Annotated in this window: 18 protein-coding genes; 17 read left to right on the top strand and 1 reads right to left on the bottom strand. The window is 65.7% G+C overall.

From position 1 onward, the window contains the following. Positions 1 to 4: 4 nt before the first annotated feature. The 12 genes from GZ997_RS11725 (at position 5) to GZ997_RS11670 (ending at position 12683) form a co-directional block, all read left to right on the top strand. Positions 5 to 664 carry a hypothetical protein gene (locus tag GZ997_RS11725; RefSeq protein WP_237564381.1) on the top strand — a complete coding sequence of 220 codons (660 nt, stop codon included), beginning with the start codon at positions 5 to 7 and terminating at the stop codon, positions 662 to 664. Beyond that, a complete protein-coding gene (locus tag GZ997_RS11720; protein ID WP_161924101.1) occupies positions 661 to 1863 on the top strand; it encodes a PrsW family intramembrane metalloprotease in 1203 nt (400 codons plus the stop codon). Before GZ997_RS11725 ends, GZ997_RS11720 begins: the two co-directional genes overlap by 4 nt. Further along, positions 1847 to 2485 carry an NUDIX domain-containing protein gene (locus tag GZ997_RS11715; RefSeq protein ID WP_162680015.1) on the top strand — a complete coding sequence of 213 codons (639 nt, stop codon included), beginning with the start codon at positions 1847 to 1849 and terminating at the stop codon, positions 2483 to 2485. Before GZ997_RS11720 ends, GZ997_RS11715 begins: the two co-directional genes overlap by 17 nt. A 183-nt stretch (positions 2486 to 2668) precedes the next feature. After that, a complete protein-coding gene (locus GZ997_RS11710) occupies positions 2669 to 3430 on the top strand; it encodes a YebC/PmpR family DNA-binding transcriptional regulator (protein ID WP_161924099.1) in 762 nt (253 codons plus the stop codon). Between the two features lie 123 nt (positions 3431 to 3553). After that, positions 3554 to 4168 (top strand): crossover junction endodeoxyribonuclease RuvC, encoded by a 615-nt coding sequence (locus GZ997_RS11705; protein WP_272927777.1) that lies wholly within the window; start codon positions 3554 to 3556, stop codon positions 4166 to 4168. 57 nt (positions 4169 to 4225) lie between these two features. Beyond that, the gene (gene ruvA / locus GZ997_RS11700; RefSeq protein ID WP_161924097.1) at positions 4226 to 4858 is read left to right on the top strand and encodes a Holliday junction branch migration protein RuvA; all 633 of its coding nucleotides are present in this window, start codon (positions 4226 to 4228) and stop codon (positions 4856 to 4858) included. Beyond that, positions 4851 to 5906, top strand: coding sequence for a Holliday junction branch migration DNA helicase RuvB (gene ruvB, locus GZ997_RS11695; RefSeq protein ID WP_237564339.1), 1056 nt, complete (start codon positions 4851 to 4853; stop codon positions 5904 to 5906). The genes ruvA and ruvB overlap by 8 nt, the downstream gene beginning before the upstream one ends. 144 nt (positions 5907 to 6050) lie before the next feature. Next, complete coding sequence (locus GZ997_RS11690) at positions 6051 to 6479, top strand: preprotein translocase subunit YajC (RefSeq protein WP_237564338.1); 429 nt, start codon at positions 6051 to 6053, stop codon at positions 6477 to 6479. A gap of 75 nt (positions 6480 to 6554) precedes the next feature. Further along, entirely contained in the window at positions 6555 to 8615 is a 2061-nt protein-coding gene (secD, locus tag GZ997_RS11685; protein ID WP_162680014.1) for a protein translocase subunit SecD, read from the top strand. Beyond that, positions 8612 to 9715, top strand: coding sequence for a protein translocase subunit SecF (gene secF / locus GZ997_RS11680; RefSeq protein ID WP_162680013.1), 1104 nt, complete (start codon positions 8612 to 8614; stop codon positions 9713 to 9715). The genes secD and secF overlap by 4 nt, the downstream gene beginning before the upstream one ends. Further along, entirely contained in the window at positions 9712 to 10266 is a 555-nt protein-coding gene (locus GZ997_RS11675; RefSeq protein ID WP_162680012.1) for an adenine phosphoribosyltransferase, read from the top strand. Before secF ends, GZ997_RS11675 begins: the two co-directional genes overlap by 4 nt. 50 nt (positions 10267 to 10316) lie before the next feature. Continuing rightward, the gene (locus tag GZ997_RS11670) at positions 10317 to 12683 is read left to right on the top strand and encodes a bifunctional (p)ppGpp synthetase/guanosine-3',5'-bis(diphosphate) 3'-pyrophosphohydrolase (RefSeq protein WP_162680011.1); all 2367 of its coding nucleotides are present in this window, start codon (positions 10317 to 10319) and stop codon (positions 12681 to 12683) included. On the opposite strand, the gene GZ997_RS11665 is transcribed toward GZ997_RS11670, so the two are convergent. Then, a complete protein-coding gene (locus tag GZ997_RS11665) occupies positions 12656 to 13261 on the bottom strand; it encodes a hypothetical protein (protein WP_162680010.1) in 606 nt (201 codons plus the stop codon). The genes GZ997_RS11670 and GZ997_RS11665 overlap by 28 nt on opposite strands. A 370-nt stretch (positions 13262 to 13631) precedes the next feature. Between GZ997_RS11665 and GZ997_RS11660 the strand changes: the two genes are divergently transcribed. The 5 genes from GZ997_RS11660 to GZ997_RS12875 all read left to right on the top strand — a co-directional run bounded on the left by GZ997_RS11660 (position 13632) and on the right by GZ997_RS12875 (position 18610). After that, positions 13632 to 13862 (top strand): hypothetical protein, encoded by a 231-nt coding sequence (locus GZ997_RS11660; RefSeq protein WP_162680009.1) that lies wholly within the window; start codon positions 13632 to 13634, stop codon positions 13860 to 13862. A 128-nt stretch (positions 13863 to 13990) separates the two neighbouring features. Then, the gene (locus GZ997_RS11655) at positions 13991 to 16117 is read left to right on the top strand and encodes a DUF6571 family protein (protein ID WP_162680008.1); all 2127 of its coding nucleotides are present in this window, start codon (positions 13991 to 13993) and stop codon (positions 16115 to 16117) included. A gap of 85 nt (positions 16118 to 16202) precedes the next feature. Beyond that, complete coding sequence (locus GZ997_RS11650; RefSeq protein ID WP_162680007.1) at positions 16203 to 16811, top strand: hypothetical protein; 609 nt, start codon at positions 16203 to 16205, stop codon at positions 16809 to 16811. A gap of 41 nt (positions 16812 to 16852) precedes the next feature. Next, a complete protein-coding gene (locus tag GZ997_RS11645; RefSeq protein ID WP_162680006.1) occupies positions 16853 to 17548 on the top strand; it encodes a hypothetical protein in 696 nt (231 codons plus the stop codon). A 3-nt stretch (positions 17549 to 17551) separates the two neighbouring features. Continuing rightward, on the top strand, positions 17552 to 18610 hold the full coding sequence (locus GZ997_RS12875) for a hypothetical protein (protein WP_238994441.1): 1059 nt from the start codon (positions 17552 to 17554) through the stop codon (positions 18608 to 18610). Positions 18611 to 18722: the final 112 nt, after the last annotated feature.

The raw sequence follows: 18722 nt of genomic DNA, 5'->3' as shown, positions 1-18722 counted from the left end.
GCCCATGGCGGCTGCCGCTAGCAGCGGCCCGCCCGCCTGGCTGCTGCCCGCAGTGGTCATCCTGATGATCGCACTCGTGGTCCTCGCCGTGGCCTGGTCACTGTATGCCAAGGCTCTGCGGGTGGATCGGCTCCACCGACAGGTACTGGGCTCGCGCGCCACCCTTGAGGCACAGCTGGTGCACCGGGCACAGGCGGCGGCAGATCTGGCGGCCACCGGGCTGCTCGATCCGGCGTCGGCGCTGATACTGTCGCGGGCGGCATATGACGCGCTCGATGCCGAGGGCCCGCTGGTTGAGGACGGGCTGGACACCGATGCGCCCGGGCGCGTTACCGGTGAAGGCGGGGGCACGCGCACGCGGATGCGCATCGAGTCGGACCTAACCCGCGTGATCCGTGCGGTGCTCGACCCGTCAACGCGCGTTTCGCTGAACGGCGACCCGCGGGGAAACGAGTCACTGGAGCGCCTTGATCGTGCCGCATACCGGCTGGTGCTGGCGCGCCGCTTCCACAACACCCATGTGGCCGAGGCCCGGCGCCTGCGCGGCGCGCTCGATGTACGCCTGCTGCACCTGGCAGGTCATGCCCCGCTTCCCCAGACCTTCGACATCGATGACGCCACTACCGCAGAGGTGGAGGGCGTCCAGGAGGAGCCGCAGTCATGAGCGCTTCTGGTACCAACCCGGGCCCCGGAGAGTCGTGGGCACCGCGGCCCGGCTACCAGCGCTCCGGCTACCCTCCGGCTGGCTCCACCCAGCCCCGCCCCGCGCCGCTGTGGACTCCGCAGGCGATGGTGCACCGGCATCGCGGAACCGTGGCCAGTACGGTGCTGGCGTGTGTCGGTGCGCTAGGCCTGGCGCTGATGCTGTTGACCATTTACGCCTCATCGAGCGGGCCGGTCTCGGAGCTACTGGTCTCCATCCTGCTGGCGCTCGTGCCGCTGGGCATCGTCATGGCCACGGTGCGTTGGATCGACCGCTGGGAACCGGAACCGCCGGGGCTACTGGCCGCCGCTTTCCTTTGGGGCGCGGGTGTGGCCACCGTCATCTCCCTGGTGGTCAACACCTCCGCATCACTCCTGGTATCGGCCGCCACCGGCTCCGTAAGCGGGGGCGAGTTCGTCTTAACCGTAGTTAGTGCCCCGATAATCGAGGAGGTCACCAAGGGGCTGGGGGTGCTCGTCATCTTCCTGATCTGGCGGCGCAACTTCAACGGCGCCGTGGACGGCATCGTATACGCAGCGGTGGTCGCTGCCGGCTTCGCCTTCGCCGAGAACATCCTGTACTTCGTGCAGTCCTCCGACACGCTGCTGATGACCTTCCTCCTGCGCGGTATCGCATCGCCGTTTGCGCACGTGACCTTCACCGCCTGCACTGGGCTGGCGATCGGTGCGAGTGCGCGCATGCGCTCGCCCCTGGCCTGGGTGTGGACCGCGCCCCTGGGGCTGGCCGGCGCGATCGTGCTGCACGCCTTCTGGAACGGCATGCTGATAACCGAACCGTCCTTGTACTTCTACGTGGCGCTGCCGTTCTTCATGGCGGCAATCGGGCTGGTGCTCTGGCTGCGCTGGAATGAGCGCCTGACCATGCGGCAACGGCTGGCTGATTACCAGCGTGCCGGCTGGTTCTCACCCGCCGAGGTGACCATGATCACCACCGGTGCCGGCCGTGCGGCGGCCCTCCGCTGGGCCAGGAGCCGGGGCGCGGAGCAGGCCCGGGCGATGCGTGAGTTCCTCGGGTGTGCATCCGCCCTGGCGCAGCTGCGTCAGCAGGCGATCGACGGGCACGCGGACGCCGACTTCGCCCCGCACGAGGCCGCCCTCCTGACGGCCATCATGGAGAACCGGTATGTCTTCACCCGGTGAGCGCCCTGCCCACGGTGGCGGGGCTGCCGGGCTGGCCGCCGATGGGCGCGACCCGCGGCGAGTGCCGGCTAACTGGAGGCGGCTGCTGGATCCGGATGAGTGGCGGCTCAACGCCGAGGGCCTGCCGTTTCGGCGGGCTGCGCGGGTGATTGCGCTGCGCCGGGATCCACGACCGGCAATCCTGCTGGTAGTCGGGCACGACTTCAGCGACGCCTCCCGCTCCTGGGCGTTCACGCCGGGAGGCGGCCTGCTGCCGGGTGAGACGCCGCTTGGCGGCGCCCGGCGCGAACTGGCTGAGGAGACCGGCATCGGCCTGGCGGAGGCGTGCTTCACCGGCCCCGTGGTGGAGCGCAGAGCCGTGTTCGCCTTCAACCGGGTCACTTGTAGGCAGGACGAGCTGTTCTACCTGACCCACCTGGCGGCAGGGGACGACGTCGTCGACCAGTCGGGCTGGACTGACACGGAACGTGAGCTGCTGGACTCGCTGCGCTGGTGGGAACTGGATGAGCTCGACGCCGCCGTTGCAGCCGGGATGACCGTGTACCCGCACATGCTGCCCGCACTGGCCCGGGAGCTTATGGAGGGCTGGGACGGCCGGGTGCGGCATGTCGTCGAGCACTGATCCCGGTGGAGGCCAGGGCGGTCGGCCGGCTCGTGCCGTCGCCCCAGGAGCCGCGGGCACCCGTGACCGATCTTGGCAGGACGGCGTGTTTTGACCGATCCCCTAGGATAGGCGTCGGTATGTTCGTTAGCGGCCTCCCGCCCGCCGCCGGGCTGGAGGAACGGAAGACTACAAGGAGAACACATGTCGGGTCACTCCAAGTGGGCCACCACGAAGCACAAGAAGGCCGCCATTGACGCCAAGCGCGGCAAGCTCTTCGCCCGCCTGATCAAGAACATCGAGGTCGCGGCCCGCACCGGCGGTGGCGACCCGAGCGGTAACCCGACTCTCTTCGATGCCATCCAGAAGGCCAAGAAGAACTCCGTGCCGGCTGACAACATCACCCGCGCCGTCAAGCGCGGCTCCGGTGAGGAGGCCGGCGGTGCGGACTGGCAGACCATCATGTATGAGGGCTACGGCCCCGAGGGCGTTGCCTTCCTGGTCGAGTGCCTGACCGACAACCGCAACCGGGCTGCCTCGGATGTACGCGTGGCCTTCACACGTACCGGCGGGTCCCTGGCTGATCCCGGTTCGGTCGCCTACAACTTCACCCGCAAGGGCGTGGTGGAAGTTGCCAAGGGGGAGGGCATCGACGAGGACACGATCCTCATGGCGGTGCTCGATGCCGGTGCCGAGGAGGTAGTGGAGGGCGCGGAGTCCTTCGAGATCATCTCCGAGCCGGGCGACCTGGTGGCGGTAAGAACGGCGGTGACCGACGCGGGCATGGACTACGAGTCCGCCGAGTCCCAGTTCGTCGCCGGAACCACGGTCACGGTTGACGTTGAGGGCGCGCGCAAGGTGATGCGCCTGATCGACGCCCTGGAGGACCTGGATGACGTGCAGAACGTCTACACCTCCGTCGACATCACGCCTGCGGTTGCCGCCGAGCTGGATGCGGACGACTGACGGCCCCGCACAGCACTGTCTCGCGTCCGGGCAATGACCGAAACGTCGGCCGGTCCCTCGCCACTGGCCACTGAGCGGGCCGGGCGGCGGGCCGCGCGCCGCCGTGCCGTGGCCGAGCAGCGCGTGCTGGGCATCGACCCGGGCATGACGCGCTGCGGTCTGGGTTGCGTGGATATCGATCCACGCCGCCGCGCCCGCCTGGTGGAGGTGGCGGTGGTGCGCACTCCGGCCTCAGACAGTCCGGAGCTGCGGCTGATGGCCGTGGCCGACGCGCTGGACGACTGGATTGCGCGGCTGGCGCCTACCAGTATGTCGGTCGAGCGCGTATTCGCGCACGACAACCTGCGATCGGTGATCTCGGTGGCCCAGGTTATTGGCGTGGTCATGGTGGCGGGTGCCCGCGCCGGCCTGGAGGTGGCCCAGCACACCCCGAGTGAGGCCAAGGCCGCGGTCACGGGTTCCGGCACGGCCACTAAGGCGCAGGTTCAGGCGATGGTGCAGCGCATCCTCGGCTTGGACGCCCCGCCGCGGCCGGCGGACGCCGCTGATGCGCTCGCGCAGGCGATCTGCCACGGGTGGCGCGGCGGCGGCACCGGGATTGACGGCAGCACGGATATGGTCTCGGCCGGCGGGTCGATCCGCGCCTCTGCTCGTACCCCGGCGCAGCAGGCATGGGCCGCCGCGCAGGCACGTGCACGGCGCACCGGCGCCGTCGACCCCCGCCGCCGAACACGCTAGAGTCAGCACCATGCCGAACAGGTGTTCGACGCCCTCGACTGAAGGAGCCACTGCCGCATGATCTCCTCACTGCGCGGAACCGTACTAGAGGCCTCGCTCGGGGCCGCGACCATCGAGGTCGGCGGCGTCGGCATGACCTTCCAGGCCACGCCGGCGACCCTGGCCGGGCTGCGCGCCGGCGAGGAGGGCTTCGTCCGCACTGAGCTGGTTGTGCGTGAGGACGCCCTGTCCCTGTACGGCTTCGCCGATGCCGACGAACACCGCTGCTTCCAAGTGCTGCTCGGGGCGAAGGGGGTGGGCGCCAAGCTCGCCCTGGCAATCCTGTCCGTGCACACTCCCGATGCGCTGAGGCGGGCTGTTGCCGCTAACGACGTCGCCGCGCTCAAGCGAGTTCCCGGGCTCGGCCCCAAGGGCGCCCAGCGGGTGATTATCGACGTCGCGGACAAGCTCGGCCCACCGGTGGGCGGCGAGCCTGGCACCGTGCCCGGGCCCGAGCAGGCCGCGGACGCCGAGGCCAATCCCGATGTCGTTGCCGCACTGGTGCAGCTGGGCTGGAACGAGGCGGCAGCGACCCGCGCGGTTGCCACCGTCCAGTCCGAGCGCGCCGATGCCGGAGCAGCCACCCCGCTGCCACTGCCGGAACTGCTGCGTGCCGCGCTGCGGTACCTGGGAGGTGGCACGCGTGGCTAATTACCCTGGGGAGGGCGGCGGCCCGATTGCCGACGGGCGCCTGGTTGGTGGCTCCGCGGATGACGCCGAGCGTGCGGCGGAGGCTGCTCTGCGGCCCAAGCGGCTGGAGGACTTCGTCGGCCAGCAGGTGGTGCGGGGGCAGCTGTCGGTTGTGCTGCGCGCCGCCCTGGCCCGCGGAGCGGTCCCGGACCACGTGCTACTGTCCGGTCCGCCGGGGCTGGGCAAGACCACGCTTGCCATGATCATCGCCAACGAGGTCGACGGCGTACTGCGCATCACCTCCGGGCCCGCGATTCAGCACGCGGGGGATCTGGCCGCGATCCTGTCCTCCCTGGAGGAGGGGGACGTACTGTTCATCGACGAGATTCACCGGCTCGCCCGCACCGCCGAGGAGATGCTCTACCTGGCCATGGAGGACTACCGGGTGGATGTGGTCGTGGGCAAGGGACCAGGGGCGACCTCCATTCCGCTGACCCTGCCGCCTTTCACCGTAGTCGGCGCCACGACTCGCGCGGGGCTGCTGCCCGCTCCGCTGCGTGACCGCTTCGGTTTCACGGGCCATCTCGACTACTACGGGCCGGAGGACCTGACCCGTATCGTGACCAGGTCGGCCAACCTGCTGGGGGTCCGCATCGAAGGTGACGCGGCCGGTGAGCTCGCCAGGCGCTCCCGCGGCACTCCTCGTATCGCCAATCGCCTGCTGCGCCGGGTTCAGGACTGGGCCCAGGTGCACGGAACACCGGGGCGCCTGGACCTGGCCGCGACCCGCGGGGCGCTGGAGGTCTTCGAGGTCGACGAATTGGGCCTGGACCGGCTCGACCGCTCGGTGCTGCAGACCCTGTGCACGCGCTTCGCCGGCGCGCCCGTGGGCCTGAGCACTCTAGCGGTGAGCGTGGGGGAGGAGCCTGAGACCATTGAGACGGTGGCCGAGCCGTACCTGTTCAGGGAGGGGCTGATTGTCCGCACACCCAGGGGGCGCATGGCCACCCCCGCAGCCTACGCGCACCTGGGCCTGCGTCCGCCCGAGGACGGCACACTTTTTGCGTGATCAGGTCGAAATCGGAAGGTATAAGGGGCGCGTGTCACACCTCCGTCGGCGGAGCGGGCGGGCGTGCGCACCCCCGGGTGGCCTAGACTCGCAGACGCTATCGCCCGGGCGATGCAGGGTTTCTTCACGAACGGAGTCATTACCATGGACCCCATGCTGCTCATACTGATCGTCATGCTGCTGGCCTTCTGGCTGATGTCCAGGTTCGCGCGCAAGCAGCAGGAGCGGATGCTGGATGAGCAGAGACGCCGCACCGAGGAGGCGCTGGTGCCCGGCACCTGGGTGCGTACCCGGGCCGGTTTCTACGGCACCGTAGTAGAGGTCGACGGTGACGTGGTCACCCTGGCTACCCCGCTGGGAGATGAGTCGTTGTGGGCCAAGAATGCGGTCGTCGGGGCTGAGGAGCCGCCCTTCGCCTCCGCTGAGGAGGACACCGCGGACGACGCTGCGGGCGAGTTTGAGGACGAGCCGGGTGACCCGGACGCTGTCCACGAGGCCGCCGCCACCGGTGCCGAGGATTCCGCCGCGCCCGGCCGGGACGGTCACCCGGAGGAGCCCCAGCCGCAGGCCTGAGCCCTGCCCCACCCCGAATTCAGAGCGTCGGCCGCCCCTTGGCGACGGCGCATCCCGCCCCGAAGAGAGGACCGCGTGTCCACCAATAAGCTCAAGCATCCGGGCCGGCGCCTGCTGGTGCTGCTCCTGGTCATCGTGCTCGGCTACACCGCGCTGGCGGTGGGCGCCATCACGGGACGCACCCAGATGACTCCGGGGCTCGCCCTGGACCTGGAGGGCGGCACCCAGATCATTCTTACGCCCACCACCTCCGATGGCTCAGATATCACCGAGGAAGACCTCAACCAGGCCATTGAGATCATCCGCCAGCGCGTGGATGCCTCCGGTGTTGCCGAGGCACAGATCTCCCGGCAGGGCGGGAACAACATCATCGTGTCGTTGCCGGGCACTCCCAGCGAGGAGACTCTCGACCTGGTGCGCACTTCGGCGGTGCTGTACTTCCGCCCCGTAATTCGCATACTGCAAGCCGGTGCTGCGGCCTACGCCGAGGCGCAGAACAGCTACGTATCCAGCCTGGCCAATGCGACTCCGGCTGAAAGCGCGACCCCGGACGAAAGCGCTGCTCCGGGTGAATCGGAGAGCGGCGCGCCCACGGACGCAGAGACACCAGAGACATCAGAGACACCGGAGGCGTCCAGCGACGCCACCGCCAACGCAGAGGATCAGGAGACCGATGCGGCCGCTGAACCCCTGCCCACCGCGACGGTGACGGTGGAGGAGATGGCTACCACCCTCGCGGATGTGGACGGAGACGGCACTATCAGCCCAGACCCGCTGGAAGCCACCAGCGATGACCACTCCTCCGACTCCTGGATCTCGGAGCAGCTCATCTATGACGCGTACCTGACGGATTGCACCGCCGCGGAGTCTCTCACCGGCCAGGCCCAGGACCCCGGCTCTGCTGTGATCTCCTGCGCGCGTGACGGCAGCGGGACGATCTACATCCTGGGACCCGCCGACATCGTCGGAACCGATGTCGCCTCCGCATCATCGGGACTGGAGACCACCAGCCAGGGAGCAACCACCAACAACTGGGTGGTGTCCCTTGAGTTCGACGAGGCCGGCACCAAGGCCTTCGCCGAGGTCTCAGAGCGCCTTATCGCTTACCGGGACGCCGCGTCTGCGGCAGCCGCCTCCGGCGCGACCGACGTGACCTCAAACGACTCGCAGAAGGCACAGTTCGCCATCGTGCTGGATGGGCTGACAATCATGTCCTCTGGATTCAACCCAGATGTCACGACCGCCATCACCGATGGTCGGGTGCAGATTTCCGGCAACTTCAGCCAGGCGCAGGCAAACACCCTGGCTAACCAGCTCTCCTTCGGCTCGCTGCCACTGTCCTTCACGGTCCAGTCGGAGCAGCGTATTTCCGCGACCTTGGGCACCGAGCAGCTGCGCAACGGGCTGATCGCCGGGTTGATCGGCTTCGTGCTGATCGTGGCCTACTTGGCGTGGCAGTACCGGGGGCTGGGAGTCGTCGCAGTGGCTTCGCTGCTCGTGGCTGCCGCCGGCACCTACCTGGTCATCGCCCTGCTGAGCTGGTCGATGGGCTACCGCTTGTCCTTGGCGGGCGTGGCCGGCCTGATCATCGCGATCGGCATCACGATGGACTCCTTCATCGTGTACTTCGAGCGCGTCCGCGACGAGGTCCGCAACGGCCGCACACTGGTGGCCGCCGTGGATGAGGGCTGGCAGCACGCCCGTAGAACGATCATCGTCTCCGACTCGGTCAACCTGCTGGCGGCGGTTGTCCTGTACTTCCTGGCCGTCGGCGGCGTGCAGGGCTTCGCCTTCACGCTGGGGGTGACCACCGTGGTTGACCTCGCCGTTATCATCCTGTTCACGCATCCGATGATGGTGTGGATCCTGAGATTCCGGTTCTTCGGCGAAGGGCATCGCCTGTCGGGCCTTGACCCCGAGCACCTGGGGGCACGCTCGCGCGCCGCCTACCGGGGCGGCCTGCTGGCCGCCGCCGCAACCAGTAGTGGCTCGCTGGCCCGGCGTCGTGCCGAGGCCCGTCGCGCGCAGGAGCGTGCACAGGCGGATACAGACAGCGGTGACGTGCCGGACCGCGGGGGCGCGGGGGATGCGGACGACGCCGAGGAGACAAGCGAAAAGGAGAATGAGCAGGCATGAAGTCACTTGCCCAACTCGGCAACGAGCTCTACTCCGGAAATACCTCCTTCCCCTTCGTAGGAAGGCGCCGCCTGTGGTATGCAATCGCCGGCGCTGCGGTGCTGGCCTCGATCATCCTGATCGGCACGGTCGGCCTGACACCGGGAATTGACTTCCGCGGAGGCTCCGAGATCACCGTAACTGCGCTGGCCAAGCCCGACGTTGCGCCTGCCAACGCCGTCCTGGCGGAGGAGGGGCTGGCCTCAGGAGCCTCGGTGAGCACGGTGGGCTCATCCTCCGTGCGCGTGCAGACCAACGAGCTGACCAACGAGCAGCTCAACGGTGTGTCCGCCGCGCTGGCGGATGCTTACGGCGTCGCCGACGCGGACGTGTCAGCCACGACGATCGGACCCACCTGGTCCTCCGACGTCACCAACAAGGGAATTCGCGGCCTGGTGATTTTCTTCGTGCTCGTCGGCGCGCTGATCTGGGCATATTTCCGCACCTGGAAGATGGCGGCCGCGGCCCTGCTGGCGCTCGTACACGACATCCTGATCACCGTGGGCGTGTACGCCGCCAGCGGCTTCGAGGTCACCCCCGCCACAATCATCGGCGTGCTCACGATCCTCGGCTACTCCCTGTATGACACGGTCGTCGTATTCGACAAGGTCAGGGAGAACACGAGCGGCTTTGAGACCCAAAATCGTTCGACTTACGGCGAGTTGGCCAACCTCGCGGTCAACCAGTCGCTGATCCGGTCGATCAACACATCGGTCGTGGGCGTGCTGCCGGTCGCCTCGCTGCTGGTGGTTGGCGCCTTCATCCTCGGGGCGGGCACCCTGCGGGATATTGCGCTGACTCTGTTCATCGGCATGATCGCGGGCACGGTGTCCTCGCTGTTCCTAGCCACCCCGCTCCTGGTCGACCTGCGCAGCCGTGAGGCCGTTGTAAAGGAGCAGGCCGCCCGCGTCGCCATGGTACGGGACGAGCGCATTGCCGCCGTCGGCGACGACCCGGAGGCCCTGGCCGCCGTTGCAGCCGCCCCGGCGGCCGCCCCAGTCATCCCCGGACACCACCGTGGTGTCTCCGCCCAGCCCAAGAGGAAGAGGAAGCGGTCATGACAGTTTCGTCCGCGTTGCCCCAGGAACTCACGCGTCTGGTTCTGGACAATCTTCGGGAGATCCCGGATTTCCCGGAGCCTGGTGTGCTGTTTCGCGACATCACGCCGCTGCTGTCCAATGGGGAGGCCTTCGCCAACCTGATCGACGGCCTGGCGGCTCACTACCGCGGTCATATCGACGCCGTCGCCGGGCTGGAGTCCCGCGGCTTCATCCTGGCCGCGCCGCTGGCTGTGCACCTGGGCATAGGCATGGTGATTGTTCGCAAGGCCGGCAAGCTGCCCGGCCCGGTACTGGGTGTCGACTACGAGCTCGAGTACGGCACAGCCCGCATGGAGCTGCGGCCCGAGACGGTCGAGGAGGGGTCGCGTGTACTGGTGATCGACGACGTGCTGGCCACTGGTGGCACCGCCGCGGCCTCCATCAGCCTGCTGGAGCAGGCCGGCGCGAAGGTCGAGGCCGTATGCATGCTGCTGGAGCTCGCCGGGCTCGGGGGCCGGGAGAAGCTGGCCGGCCGGGAAGTCGAGTCCGTCGTGGTTTTCGAATCGGCCTGATTCCGCTCACCGCTGCCACTCGTGTCGGCTAACCCGGCTATGATCCGGGTATGACGACTGACACGCGCAACGGAACCGGCGCAGCGGATGAGACTGTTGTGCCCGGGTCGCGCGTGCGCAGCCGCTTGGCGTGGTTCGGTGCACGGGGGCATTCGACCCCGCCCGCCATCGAACCGCTAATGCGCGCCCTACGCGCAAACCACCCCAAGGCCGATACCAGTCTGATCGTGCGCGCCTACCGGGTTGCGGAGAAGGCGCACGCCGGGCAGATGCGCAAGTCGGGCGAGCCCTACATCACTCACCCGGTTGCGGTGGCCACCATCCTGGCGGAGCTCGGCATGACGCCGCAGACTCTGGCCGCCGCCCTCCTGCACGATACCGTTGAAGACACGGATTACACGTTGGAACGGCTGCGCGCCGACTTCGGTGACGATATCGCCCTGCTGGTTGATGGCGTGACCAAGCTGGACAAGGTCCAGTACGGGGACGCCGCCCAGGCGGAGACTGTCCGCAAGATGATTGTGGCCATGTCGAAGGACATTCGCGTGCTGGTCATTAAGCTCGGTGACAGGCTGCACAATGCCCGCACCTGGAAGTATGTGCCGGAGGAGACCGCTGCGCGCAAGGCCAAGGAGACCCTGGAGATCTATGCACCCCTGGCGCACCGACTGGGTATGAACACCATTAAGTGGGAGTTGGAGGACCGCTCCTTCAAAGCGCTGTACCCGGGCGTGTATGACGAGATCGAGCACCTGGTGGCAGAGCGCGCGCCCGCTCGGGAGGAGTACCTGCGCCAGGTGCGCCTGCAGATAGAGGAGGACCTGCGGGTCAACAAGATCAAGGGCATTGTCACCGGCAGGCCTAAGCACTACTACTCGATCTACCAGAAGATGATCGTGCGGGGTAAGGAGTTCGATGACATCTACGATCTGGTGGCAGTGCGTGTCATTGTAGACACAGTCCAGGACTGCTACGCGGTGCTGGGGGCGCTGCACTCGCGCTGGACTCCGATGTCCGGGCGTTTCAAGGACTACATCGCGGTCCCCAAGTTCAACCTGTACCAGTCCCTGCACACCACGGTGATCGGCCCGGGCGGTAAGCCGGTGGAGATCCAGATCCGCACGCATGAGATGCACCGCATGGCCGAGTACGGGGTGGCGGCGCACTGGAAGTACAAGGAGGACCCGAACGCCAGCGGTCCCAGCCCGCTGGGGGGAGCGCCCGGTGACTCTGACGCCGGCGAGCTCGGATGGCTGCGGCAGCTGGTCGACTGGCAGAAGGAGACGCAGGATCCCGCCGAGTTCCTGGACTCCCTGCGCTACGAGATGTCCGGCGGGCAGGTTTACGTGTTTACGCCTAAGGGCGACGTGCTGGCGCTGCCGAGCGAGTCCACCCCGGTGGACTTTGCCTATGCCGTGCACACGGAGGTAGGTCACCGCACGGTTGGCGCTCGTGTAAACGGTCGGCTCGTACCGCTTGACACCAAGCTGGAGAACGGTGACACGGTGGAGGTGTTCACCTCCAAGGCGCAGGGTGCCGGGCCCAGCCGCGACTGGCTGAACTTCGTCGGCTCCACGCGCGCCCGCAACAAGATCAAGGCCTGGTTCTCCAAGGAGCGCCGCGAGGAGGCCATTGAGGCCGGCAAGAGTGCCATTGCCCGGGCGATGCGCAAGAAGGACCTTCCGATCCAGCGGCTGATGAGCCATGACTCTCTGCTCAACGTGGCCGAGACGCTGAACAAGCAGGACATCGATGGGCTGTACGCCGCGGTGGGGGAGGGGCACGTCTCCGCCCAGCACGTCGTGGATACGCTGGTTGCGTCCATGGGTGGCGAGGCCGGCGCGGAGGAGACTCTTGCGGAAGGCGTTCTACCCACCCGTGCCGCCTTGACCCAGCAGCGCACCCGCGGTGTCGGGGACCCGGGCGTCGTCGTCGAGGGCATGGACGAGGGCGACGTGTATGTCAAGCTTGCCCGGTGCTGCACCCCCATGCCCGGGGATGAGATCGTTGGCTTCGTAACCCGCGGTTCGGGTCTGTCCGTGCACCGCGCCGACTGCCAGAACGTCGAACAGCTCAGGCAGCAGCCGGAACGCATATTGAAAGTCCGGTGGGCCGACCACGCGCAGAGCGCCTACCTGGTGCAGCTGGAGGTGGAGGCCCTCGATCGCGGGGGTCTGCTGGCGGACATCACACGCGTCCTGGCTGACAACCACGTCAACTTGATCAGCGCGAACGTTGGTACCTCCCGCGACCGGGTCGTGGTAGGCAGGTTCGTGGTCGAACTAGCAGAGGCCAGCCACCTGGACCACACGCTCGCCTCCCTGCGCCGCATCGACGGCGTCTTCGAGGCACGGCGGCTGACCTCCTCGGCCACCCGCCGCCAGCAGGATCATGAGGACGCGCACGTAGGCGCCTGAGACCTCGGCGCGTACAAGTCGTCGATCAGTCGGCGGGCCCGGCGCAGGCCTCGCATGCGGCCGCCCCGGCACGCCAGCAGGTCGGGTTCCAACTCGGCGCGAGTGACTCCGGCCCGGCGCGCGCGCAGTACGGCGGATACGGCGATCCCGGGCGGGGCGGTGCGCGCCAGGTCTACGACGACTCTCGTCAGGGGTAGGCAGTTCAATCCGGCGAGCTTCACGACGGTGCCGGGGCCGGTGCCCGTCGCCAGCTCAACGCGGCTTGGCGGGCAGCCTCCCGTGTGTACCCATAGCGCGGTGCGGCCGGCTACCGTCCCGCCTACGGACACAATCGGTTTCAGAGCGCGGGCACGCTGGAACGGTGTGCAAATCATGTCTGTAGGCACCATTTGGCCTGCCACCTCCGTGAGGACCTGCTCGTCGATATCGGGGTAGTGCAGTAGGTGGAGCTCCTGGCGGGTTAGCGGGCCCAGCGCGGGCTGCACCGGTTCGCGCAGCAGGTGCGCCAGCACTACTCGTGCGGGTACTGTGCGCGTCATGGAGCCCGGCGGTGTGCCCTGAGTGCTAGAAGCGGTCATGGGCCAATCCTTCCCGTTACGGCACCTGGGCGGAAGCACTCGTCCCGGGCCTGTGGAAAACTCTGACGCGGTCGGTGGTACAGGCAGCCCTGAGGGGCGCGCGTCCGGGGAGAGGTCAGTCGAGCCCGCTGCCAGTACCGATATATATGGCGGTATGGTAACTTGGTGGTGTTCGACGTGTTACGCATGGCCTTCCGGAGTTGGTGCGGCGGTGCATAGTCAGATGTCCGGGCGCCAGCCCGGGGAAGGGACTCTGCTCGCTCGTGTTCTCGTTCGCTCGTTTCAATAGCGGTGACCCGCTAGCTTCGGCCAGCAGGCGCATGTTGAGGTGCGTACTGTCCGCTCAACATCTGGAAAGGCTGGTTTTGTTGTGACTGATGAGGAGAAGGAGGAGGCTGTGGCTGAGCTCCTTGGGATGGTACAGGATTCTCGCGCGGATCTCGGCCTGGAGGATGGTAGCAGTAAGGCTGAGACCTTGTCGCAGGACTTGTCCGATGCGTGGAAGTCTCCTAAGGCTGATGATTATGAGGACCTGGTCAGTGAGATTGTGACTGCAATCTATAATGATTGGTACGACCTGGAGGGCGCTCTGGATGCTTGAGCGTACTGCTGGCCGCTGTCCGCCGGTTGATGCGCTCGTGCGTGACCTTACCACAGCATGCGGGGCGCATTGTCTTTGCGCTCAGGTGTTCAACGAGGGTCGCTAGTCAAGTCTTTCAGGAGTAACACATGGCTTATGTCTATTTGCATGAGGAAGACCTACGGGCATTCATTGACGCTCTGAAGAGTTTCGTTTCCTCGAATAACGATGAGTTGGACTCCATTAGCAGGAGTAACTACCAGTACGGCGATCCTGCCGAGATCCGTGACAAGGTCGAGTGGTGGTCGGTTCCCCGTACGCGTATCAGTGACCTGTCACAGACGGCAGAGGAGCTGCAGGTGCGGCTGGATCAGGCCGTGGAGATGAACTCCAACGGGATCACGCCGATGGACGGTGACATGATCTCCTACTACCTGCCCGACGGGGTGGAGGACACCCCCGGTAACGTCAAGGCCTACAACGGTAACGCGGTAGCCAACGGCGCGAAGGACGCAGAGGCGTTGCAGCAGGCACGTAAGAGCGCCGATGGCGTTTCCGAGGACGGGCGCACCGTCGAGGAGATCCTCAATGACATGGAGAACAACCAGGACGTGCCCGCCTACGGGTATGCGGTGGTTCAGACCCTGGGTGGTGTGGACGGGTACCTGGATGAGCTGCTGCAGCTGCAGTGGCATTACACGACTGCTAGTGGCGACCAGATCTCCATCGATCAAGAGGCTGTTGATCGGGCTGTAAATGTGTTGGGGCGGGTGCTGGCCTCGGCAACCCAGTCCGGCAAGGCGCCCGCGGGTCATGACTCCTGGTCGGATGCGATGTATCAGGCGGTGACGGTTAAGGGGCACCGGGGGCGGATGTCGGCACTGAACGCCCTGATGGCCGTGGATGGGGCGATGTATGACACAGCCACGTTGGTTGATCTGGCCGACGGCTTGGAGGACCTGCCCTTCGATGGATCAGCCGCCAGCACCACCCCCAACTCCCTGCACGGCTGGAACCACCCCGTCTACGGCTTCATATACAACGAGGGCACCGCGCTGCAGGGCTACTCCATGGACCCGTTGTATGGGGTGATGATGGCCATGGGTAACAATCCTGAGGCTGCCTTCAAGTACCTCAACCCGGATGGGCAGATGAGTGGCGGGCAGTGGGTGCCTGGGGAGCAGTCCGAGAAGCGTTGGGAGTTGTTGACGGGGCGGGAGTGGGACAGTGAGGTCGGCCTGGACGGTTTTACCGCCGTTATGGCGGGTAACTCGGCCATGCGTGGCAGCGGGGATGCGGACACCGCCGCCGCGGCCACCTGGGCCGTGGCCAGGTCCATGGAGTTCGCCGTCGACCAGGTGCCCTTCGCGAACTACACCGAGACCATGAAGGAGAACCTGTCCGTGGTGGTGGCCAACACGGCCAAGGAAGGCGTTGACGTCGCAAACGGCGGGTATCCCAGGGGGCTGGGCCTGTACCGGGGCGATGACAGCAAGACCGACCATGACGACAGGAACCTGTACAGCACGCTGATATATCGGCTCATTGATAACGAGAATGCCGCCGCCACCATCGCCTCCGCATTCACCAGTGCCGCCATGGAAAAACACCCCAATACTACTGATCTAGAGCAGTTGAAGAAGAAGTATCAGAAAGTTGGGGGCGTGTTCGGGTACCTGGACGCGATCGGTAGCGAGCGCCTGGTCGATCTTGAGGAGGCCTCGGCCGCCGAGAAAAAGGCCGCCGAGGACGCCATGGGCACCATGGTGAGCGTGTTGACCACTGTGGTTGGTGCCGGCGTAACCGGCAAAGGTGCGAAGCTGGCCTGGGATGTGGGCAAGGCCGTGACCGAGCCGATAATGGTCGACCAGCTCACCCCCGACGACCTCCCCGATGTTGACGTGCCCGATACCGGCACCCCCTCCTCGCTGGAAGCCCAGGCATACGCCGAGGCCGTCAACCAGGGGCTGATAACCGACCCGGAGGCCTTCAACTCAGAGTATCTCCAGCATTCGGGCAGCGGTGAGCCTTACTCGTGGTACACCACCAACCCCGACGGCACCACCACCTTCAACCTCGACAACCCACCTACAGATGAGCAGAACAAGCAGATCCACTACTGGGCCGACGATATCGGTCCCGAACATGACCCTGACAACGTCCTCACCGGTGCCGACGGAGCCATCGATGACGGTATTGGCAAAGGGCAGCGCCTGGTCCAGGGCAGTGACGGTGAAGGAGGTAAGGACGGTGATATCACCATCAAAAGGGGGTAAAATTACACGCTCTTGCTACAGTGCCCGGCGGCAGTCGCGCTCGTGGTGCGGTCGAGTCGCCGCGGCAGTGTGTCTAGTCGTTTCTTTGGCTGCGTGTGGTGTCTTTAGTGGTTCGGGTGAGCCCACGCCGTCTCCGGATACGCCGCTGGCGGATGCGACGATCTGTGGTGTCTTCCCCAACCAGGACCTCCAGAACACCCTCGGATTCGACACCTACTGGTACAGCTACAGCACCGGCTCCACGTCGAATGTGGAAACCGGCGAGTCAGGTTACCACTACAGCTGCAACATGGAGTCCGACAGTGACCCCTTCGGGTTGCTCAACATCGACTACGGCATCAGCACACCTCTTGATACCGGTTACGAGCTGGTGGAGTTCGATGATATTCCTGTCGAGTTCCCCGACACCGCCCAGGAGGTGACTTTCGAGGGTCTGGAGGGCGAGGGCTGGGCATGGACCGACAGCGTAGAGATCTACGTGGCCTGGCGATACAACGACACCCAGGTGCTCCTGGCCCGACTGAACTACTGGGGCCCACCAGAGAACCTTGACCAGCAGGCCAGCAACTTCCACACCACCCTCGCACCCGCCCTGGCCCAGATCCCCGAACTGGCCTCCACAACCAGCACACGCGTCGTAGTTCCCTCGCCCACGCCCGAAGCCGAGAGCGAAGCCACCGACCCAGACGACTAACCAACCCCTACACCCCGCGCTGCAAAGGAGAGCTGTCTAGCATGCAACTATCAACACACCTGTCCCGCCCCTGTCGGCACCGGCTAGTAGTTGGCCTGCTGGCGGTGTTGCTGGCCTGTGCGCCTCTGGTGGCGTGCTCGTCTGATTCCGATGACAATCCCTTGAGTATTCCTACCTATGATCCGGAGGCTGCGGCGTCTGCGGAGGCGTCGGAGTCCGCGGCCGCCGCCTCGGCGTCCGCGTCGGCCGCTGCTTCCGCTGAGGCCGCTGGCGTGGTGACAGCGGAGTCGCTGTCGACTGACCGTTACGTGGTGACCTCCATACCTGAGGACCTGGATGAGCTGCAGACCGAGGTGCTCAAGGCCTTCATCCACTACGACCAGGTCACCTGGAACATCTGGTTCACCCGCTCCGATGTAGAAAACGCCGAACCCCTAATGGCCACAGAAACCTACCAGAACCTAAGGAACAATCTGGAAGCGGCTGGTGATGGGCACACGGACGGAACGGTTAAGACATCCGTAATTGGGGTGTTCGCCGTGGACCAATATCAGGCGCAGGTATTGGTGTGTGACGATCAGTCGGATCTAGTTGACTATGATGCGGCCGGCAATGATGTCAGCAATCCAGAGACTCTTCAAGGTCGTTACGAAATTCTTGTCACTATGACTTACGAGGATGGAGTCTGGAAGGAATCAGGAGAGTCTTTGCGTTCGACTAATAAGTGTACGGTGTGACCGATGAGTATGGTCAAGCGAATAGTGGTAGTTGTACTTGCTCTATTGCTGTCGTTCGCAGGTGTGACGGGCGTCGAATCCTTTGCCTGGGCGCATGAGAATCACAACTGGGATTCTGGTTCTGGTTCGGTGACGTCGGCTTCTGATGGTTCAGTGACGATGACGGTCACGGCAACCTCCACGTCGGCTGCGGCGGATGGGTCGGCTGGTTCTGGTGGTGGGGTGGTGTCGTGGTCGCAGTCGGTGACTACTACGGTGCATCCGGTGTGCTGGTATGAGCCGGACCGGACGGGTGCGGAGGTAGCGGAGTGGATCGACTCCAGGCAGGCGGAGAAAGAATATTCCGTGTACGGCAACTGGGGTTATGTCATGCCGTACCTGAGGGATCAATATCCGGACTATGAGTCGTATGCGGACGACAGTGAGGGTTACTGGTATATGCCGTGGTGCGATTGGGAGTACTACAACGGTGACGATTTTGCGGAGTACTTGAAGCTCGCCGGACACTTTCGCTCAAACGGCCCCGTGTACGTTCCTGCAGGGCAGGTGCCCCCGGAGCCCGAGATAGATGGTGAGACGTTGGCGCGGGCGGCGTGGGACGCAGTAACCATCCCCACAGCCACAATCGCTTACAACCCGACATACGGGGACATGCAGGCCACCATCGTGGGTTGGGATACCTGGGTGTGGGCCACCGGTGACACCCCCAGGGAGGTGCAGGTGTCGGCTACGGCGGGGGCGACTACGGCTACGATCACTGCGACGGCTTCGATGCTGACTTTGCAGCCCAGGGACGGGACTGCCAAGTGCACGGGGTTCGGGGTCCCGTGGAGTGAGGACAATGACTCTAGGGGTACGGACTGCAAGATCGTCTTCAACCGCTCCAGCGCGCACTTCAAGGACTCTGTGACGCCGGTGGACGTGAAGGTGTCCTATGCGATCAGCTATACCGCCAGCGACGGGGCCACCGGAACCATGGACACCCACACCACGTCGGCGACCACCAGCATCCCGGTGGCGGAGATCCAGGCCATCAACACTAGGCCAAGTACGGAGCCGTAGGGATGACGTGTGGAGGCTGGTGTCGATGGTGGGTGGTCCTGGTCTGTGGCGGAGAAGGGAGGCACGAATGGTGAGGCCGCGATCAAGAGAGACTAGACAGCCAGGTCATGCC

It is taken from the genome of Actinomyces sp. 565 (assembly GCF_010365615.1).
Classification (GTDB): Bacteria; Actinomycetota; Actinomycetes; order Actinomycetales; family Actinomycetaceae; genus Actinomyces.
The sequence above is the reverse complement of the archived record's forward strand: the minus strand, read 5'-3'. Positions and strand labels throughout refer to the sequence as shown.

What these genes read in the sequence shown, in the direction of transcription:
- GZ997_RS11725 (WP_237564381.1), top strand. Translation starts at nt 5, where the DNA reads ATGGCGGCTGCCGCTAGCAGCGGCCCGCCCGCCTGGCTGCTGCCCGCA.
- GZ997_RS11720 (WP_161924101.1), top strand. Translation starts at nt 661, where the DNA reads ATGAGCGCTTCTGGTACCAACCCGGGCCCCGGAGAGTCGTGGGCACCG.
- GZ997_RS11715 (WP_162680015.1), top strand. Translation starts at nt 1,847, where the DNA reads ATGTCTTCACCCGGTGAGCGCCCTGCCCACGGTGGCGGGGCTGCCGGG.
- GZ997_RS11710 (WP_161924099.1), top strand. Translation starts at nt 2,669, where the DNA reads ATGTCGGGTCACTCCAAGTGGGCCACCACGAAGCACAAGAAGGCCGCC.
- ruvA (WP_161924097.1), top strand. Translation starts at nt 4,226, where the DNA reads ATGATCTCCTCACTGCGCGGAACCGTACTAGAGGCCTCGCTCGGGGCC.
- GZ997_RS11690 (WP_237564338.1), top strand. Translation starts at nt 6,051, where the DNA reads ATGGACCCCATGCTGCTCATACTGATCGTCATGCTGCTGGCCTTCTGG.
- secF (WP_162680013.1), top strand. Translation starts at nt 8,612, where the DNA reads ATGAAGTCACTTGCCCAACTCGGCAACGAGCTCTACTCCGGAAATACC.
- GZ997_RS11675 (WP_162680012.1), top strand. Translation starts at nt 9,712, where the DNA reads ATGACAGTTTCGTCCGCGTTGCCCCAGGAACTCACGCGTCTGGTTCTG.
- GZ997_RS11670 (WP_162680011.1), top strand. Translation starts at nt 10,317, where the DNA reads ATGACGACTGACACGCGCAACGGAACCGGCGCAGCGGATGAGACTGTT.
- GZ997_RS11665 (WP_162680010.1), bottom strand. Translation starts at nt 13,261, where the DNA reads ATGACCGCTTCTAGCACTCAGGGCACACCGCCGGGCTCCATGACGCGC.
- GZ997_RS11655 (WP_162680008.1), top strand. Translation starts at nt 13,991, where the DNA reads ATGGCTTATGTCTATTTGCATGAGGAAGACCTACGGGCATTCATTGAC.
- GZ997_RS11645 (WP_162680006.1), top strand. Translation starts at nt 16,853, where the DNA reads ATGCAACTATCAACACACCTGTCCCGCCCCTGTCGGCACCGGCTAGTA.
- GZ997_RS12875 (WP_238994441.1), top strand. Translation starts at nt 17,552, where the DNA reads ATGAGTATGGTCAAGCGAATAGTGGTAGTTGTACTTGCTCTATTGCTG.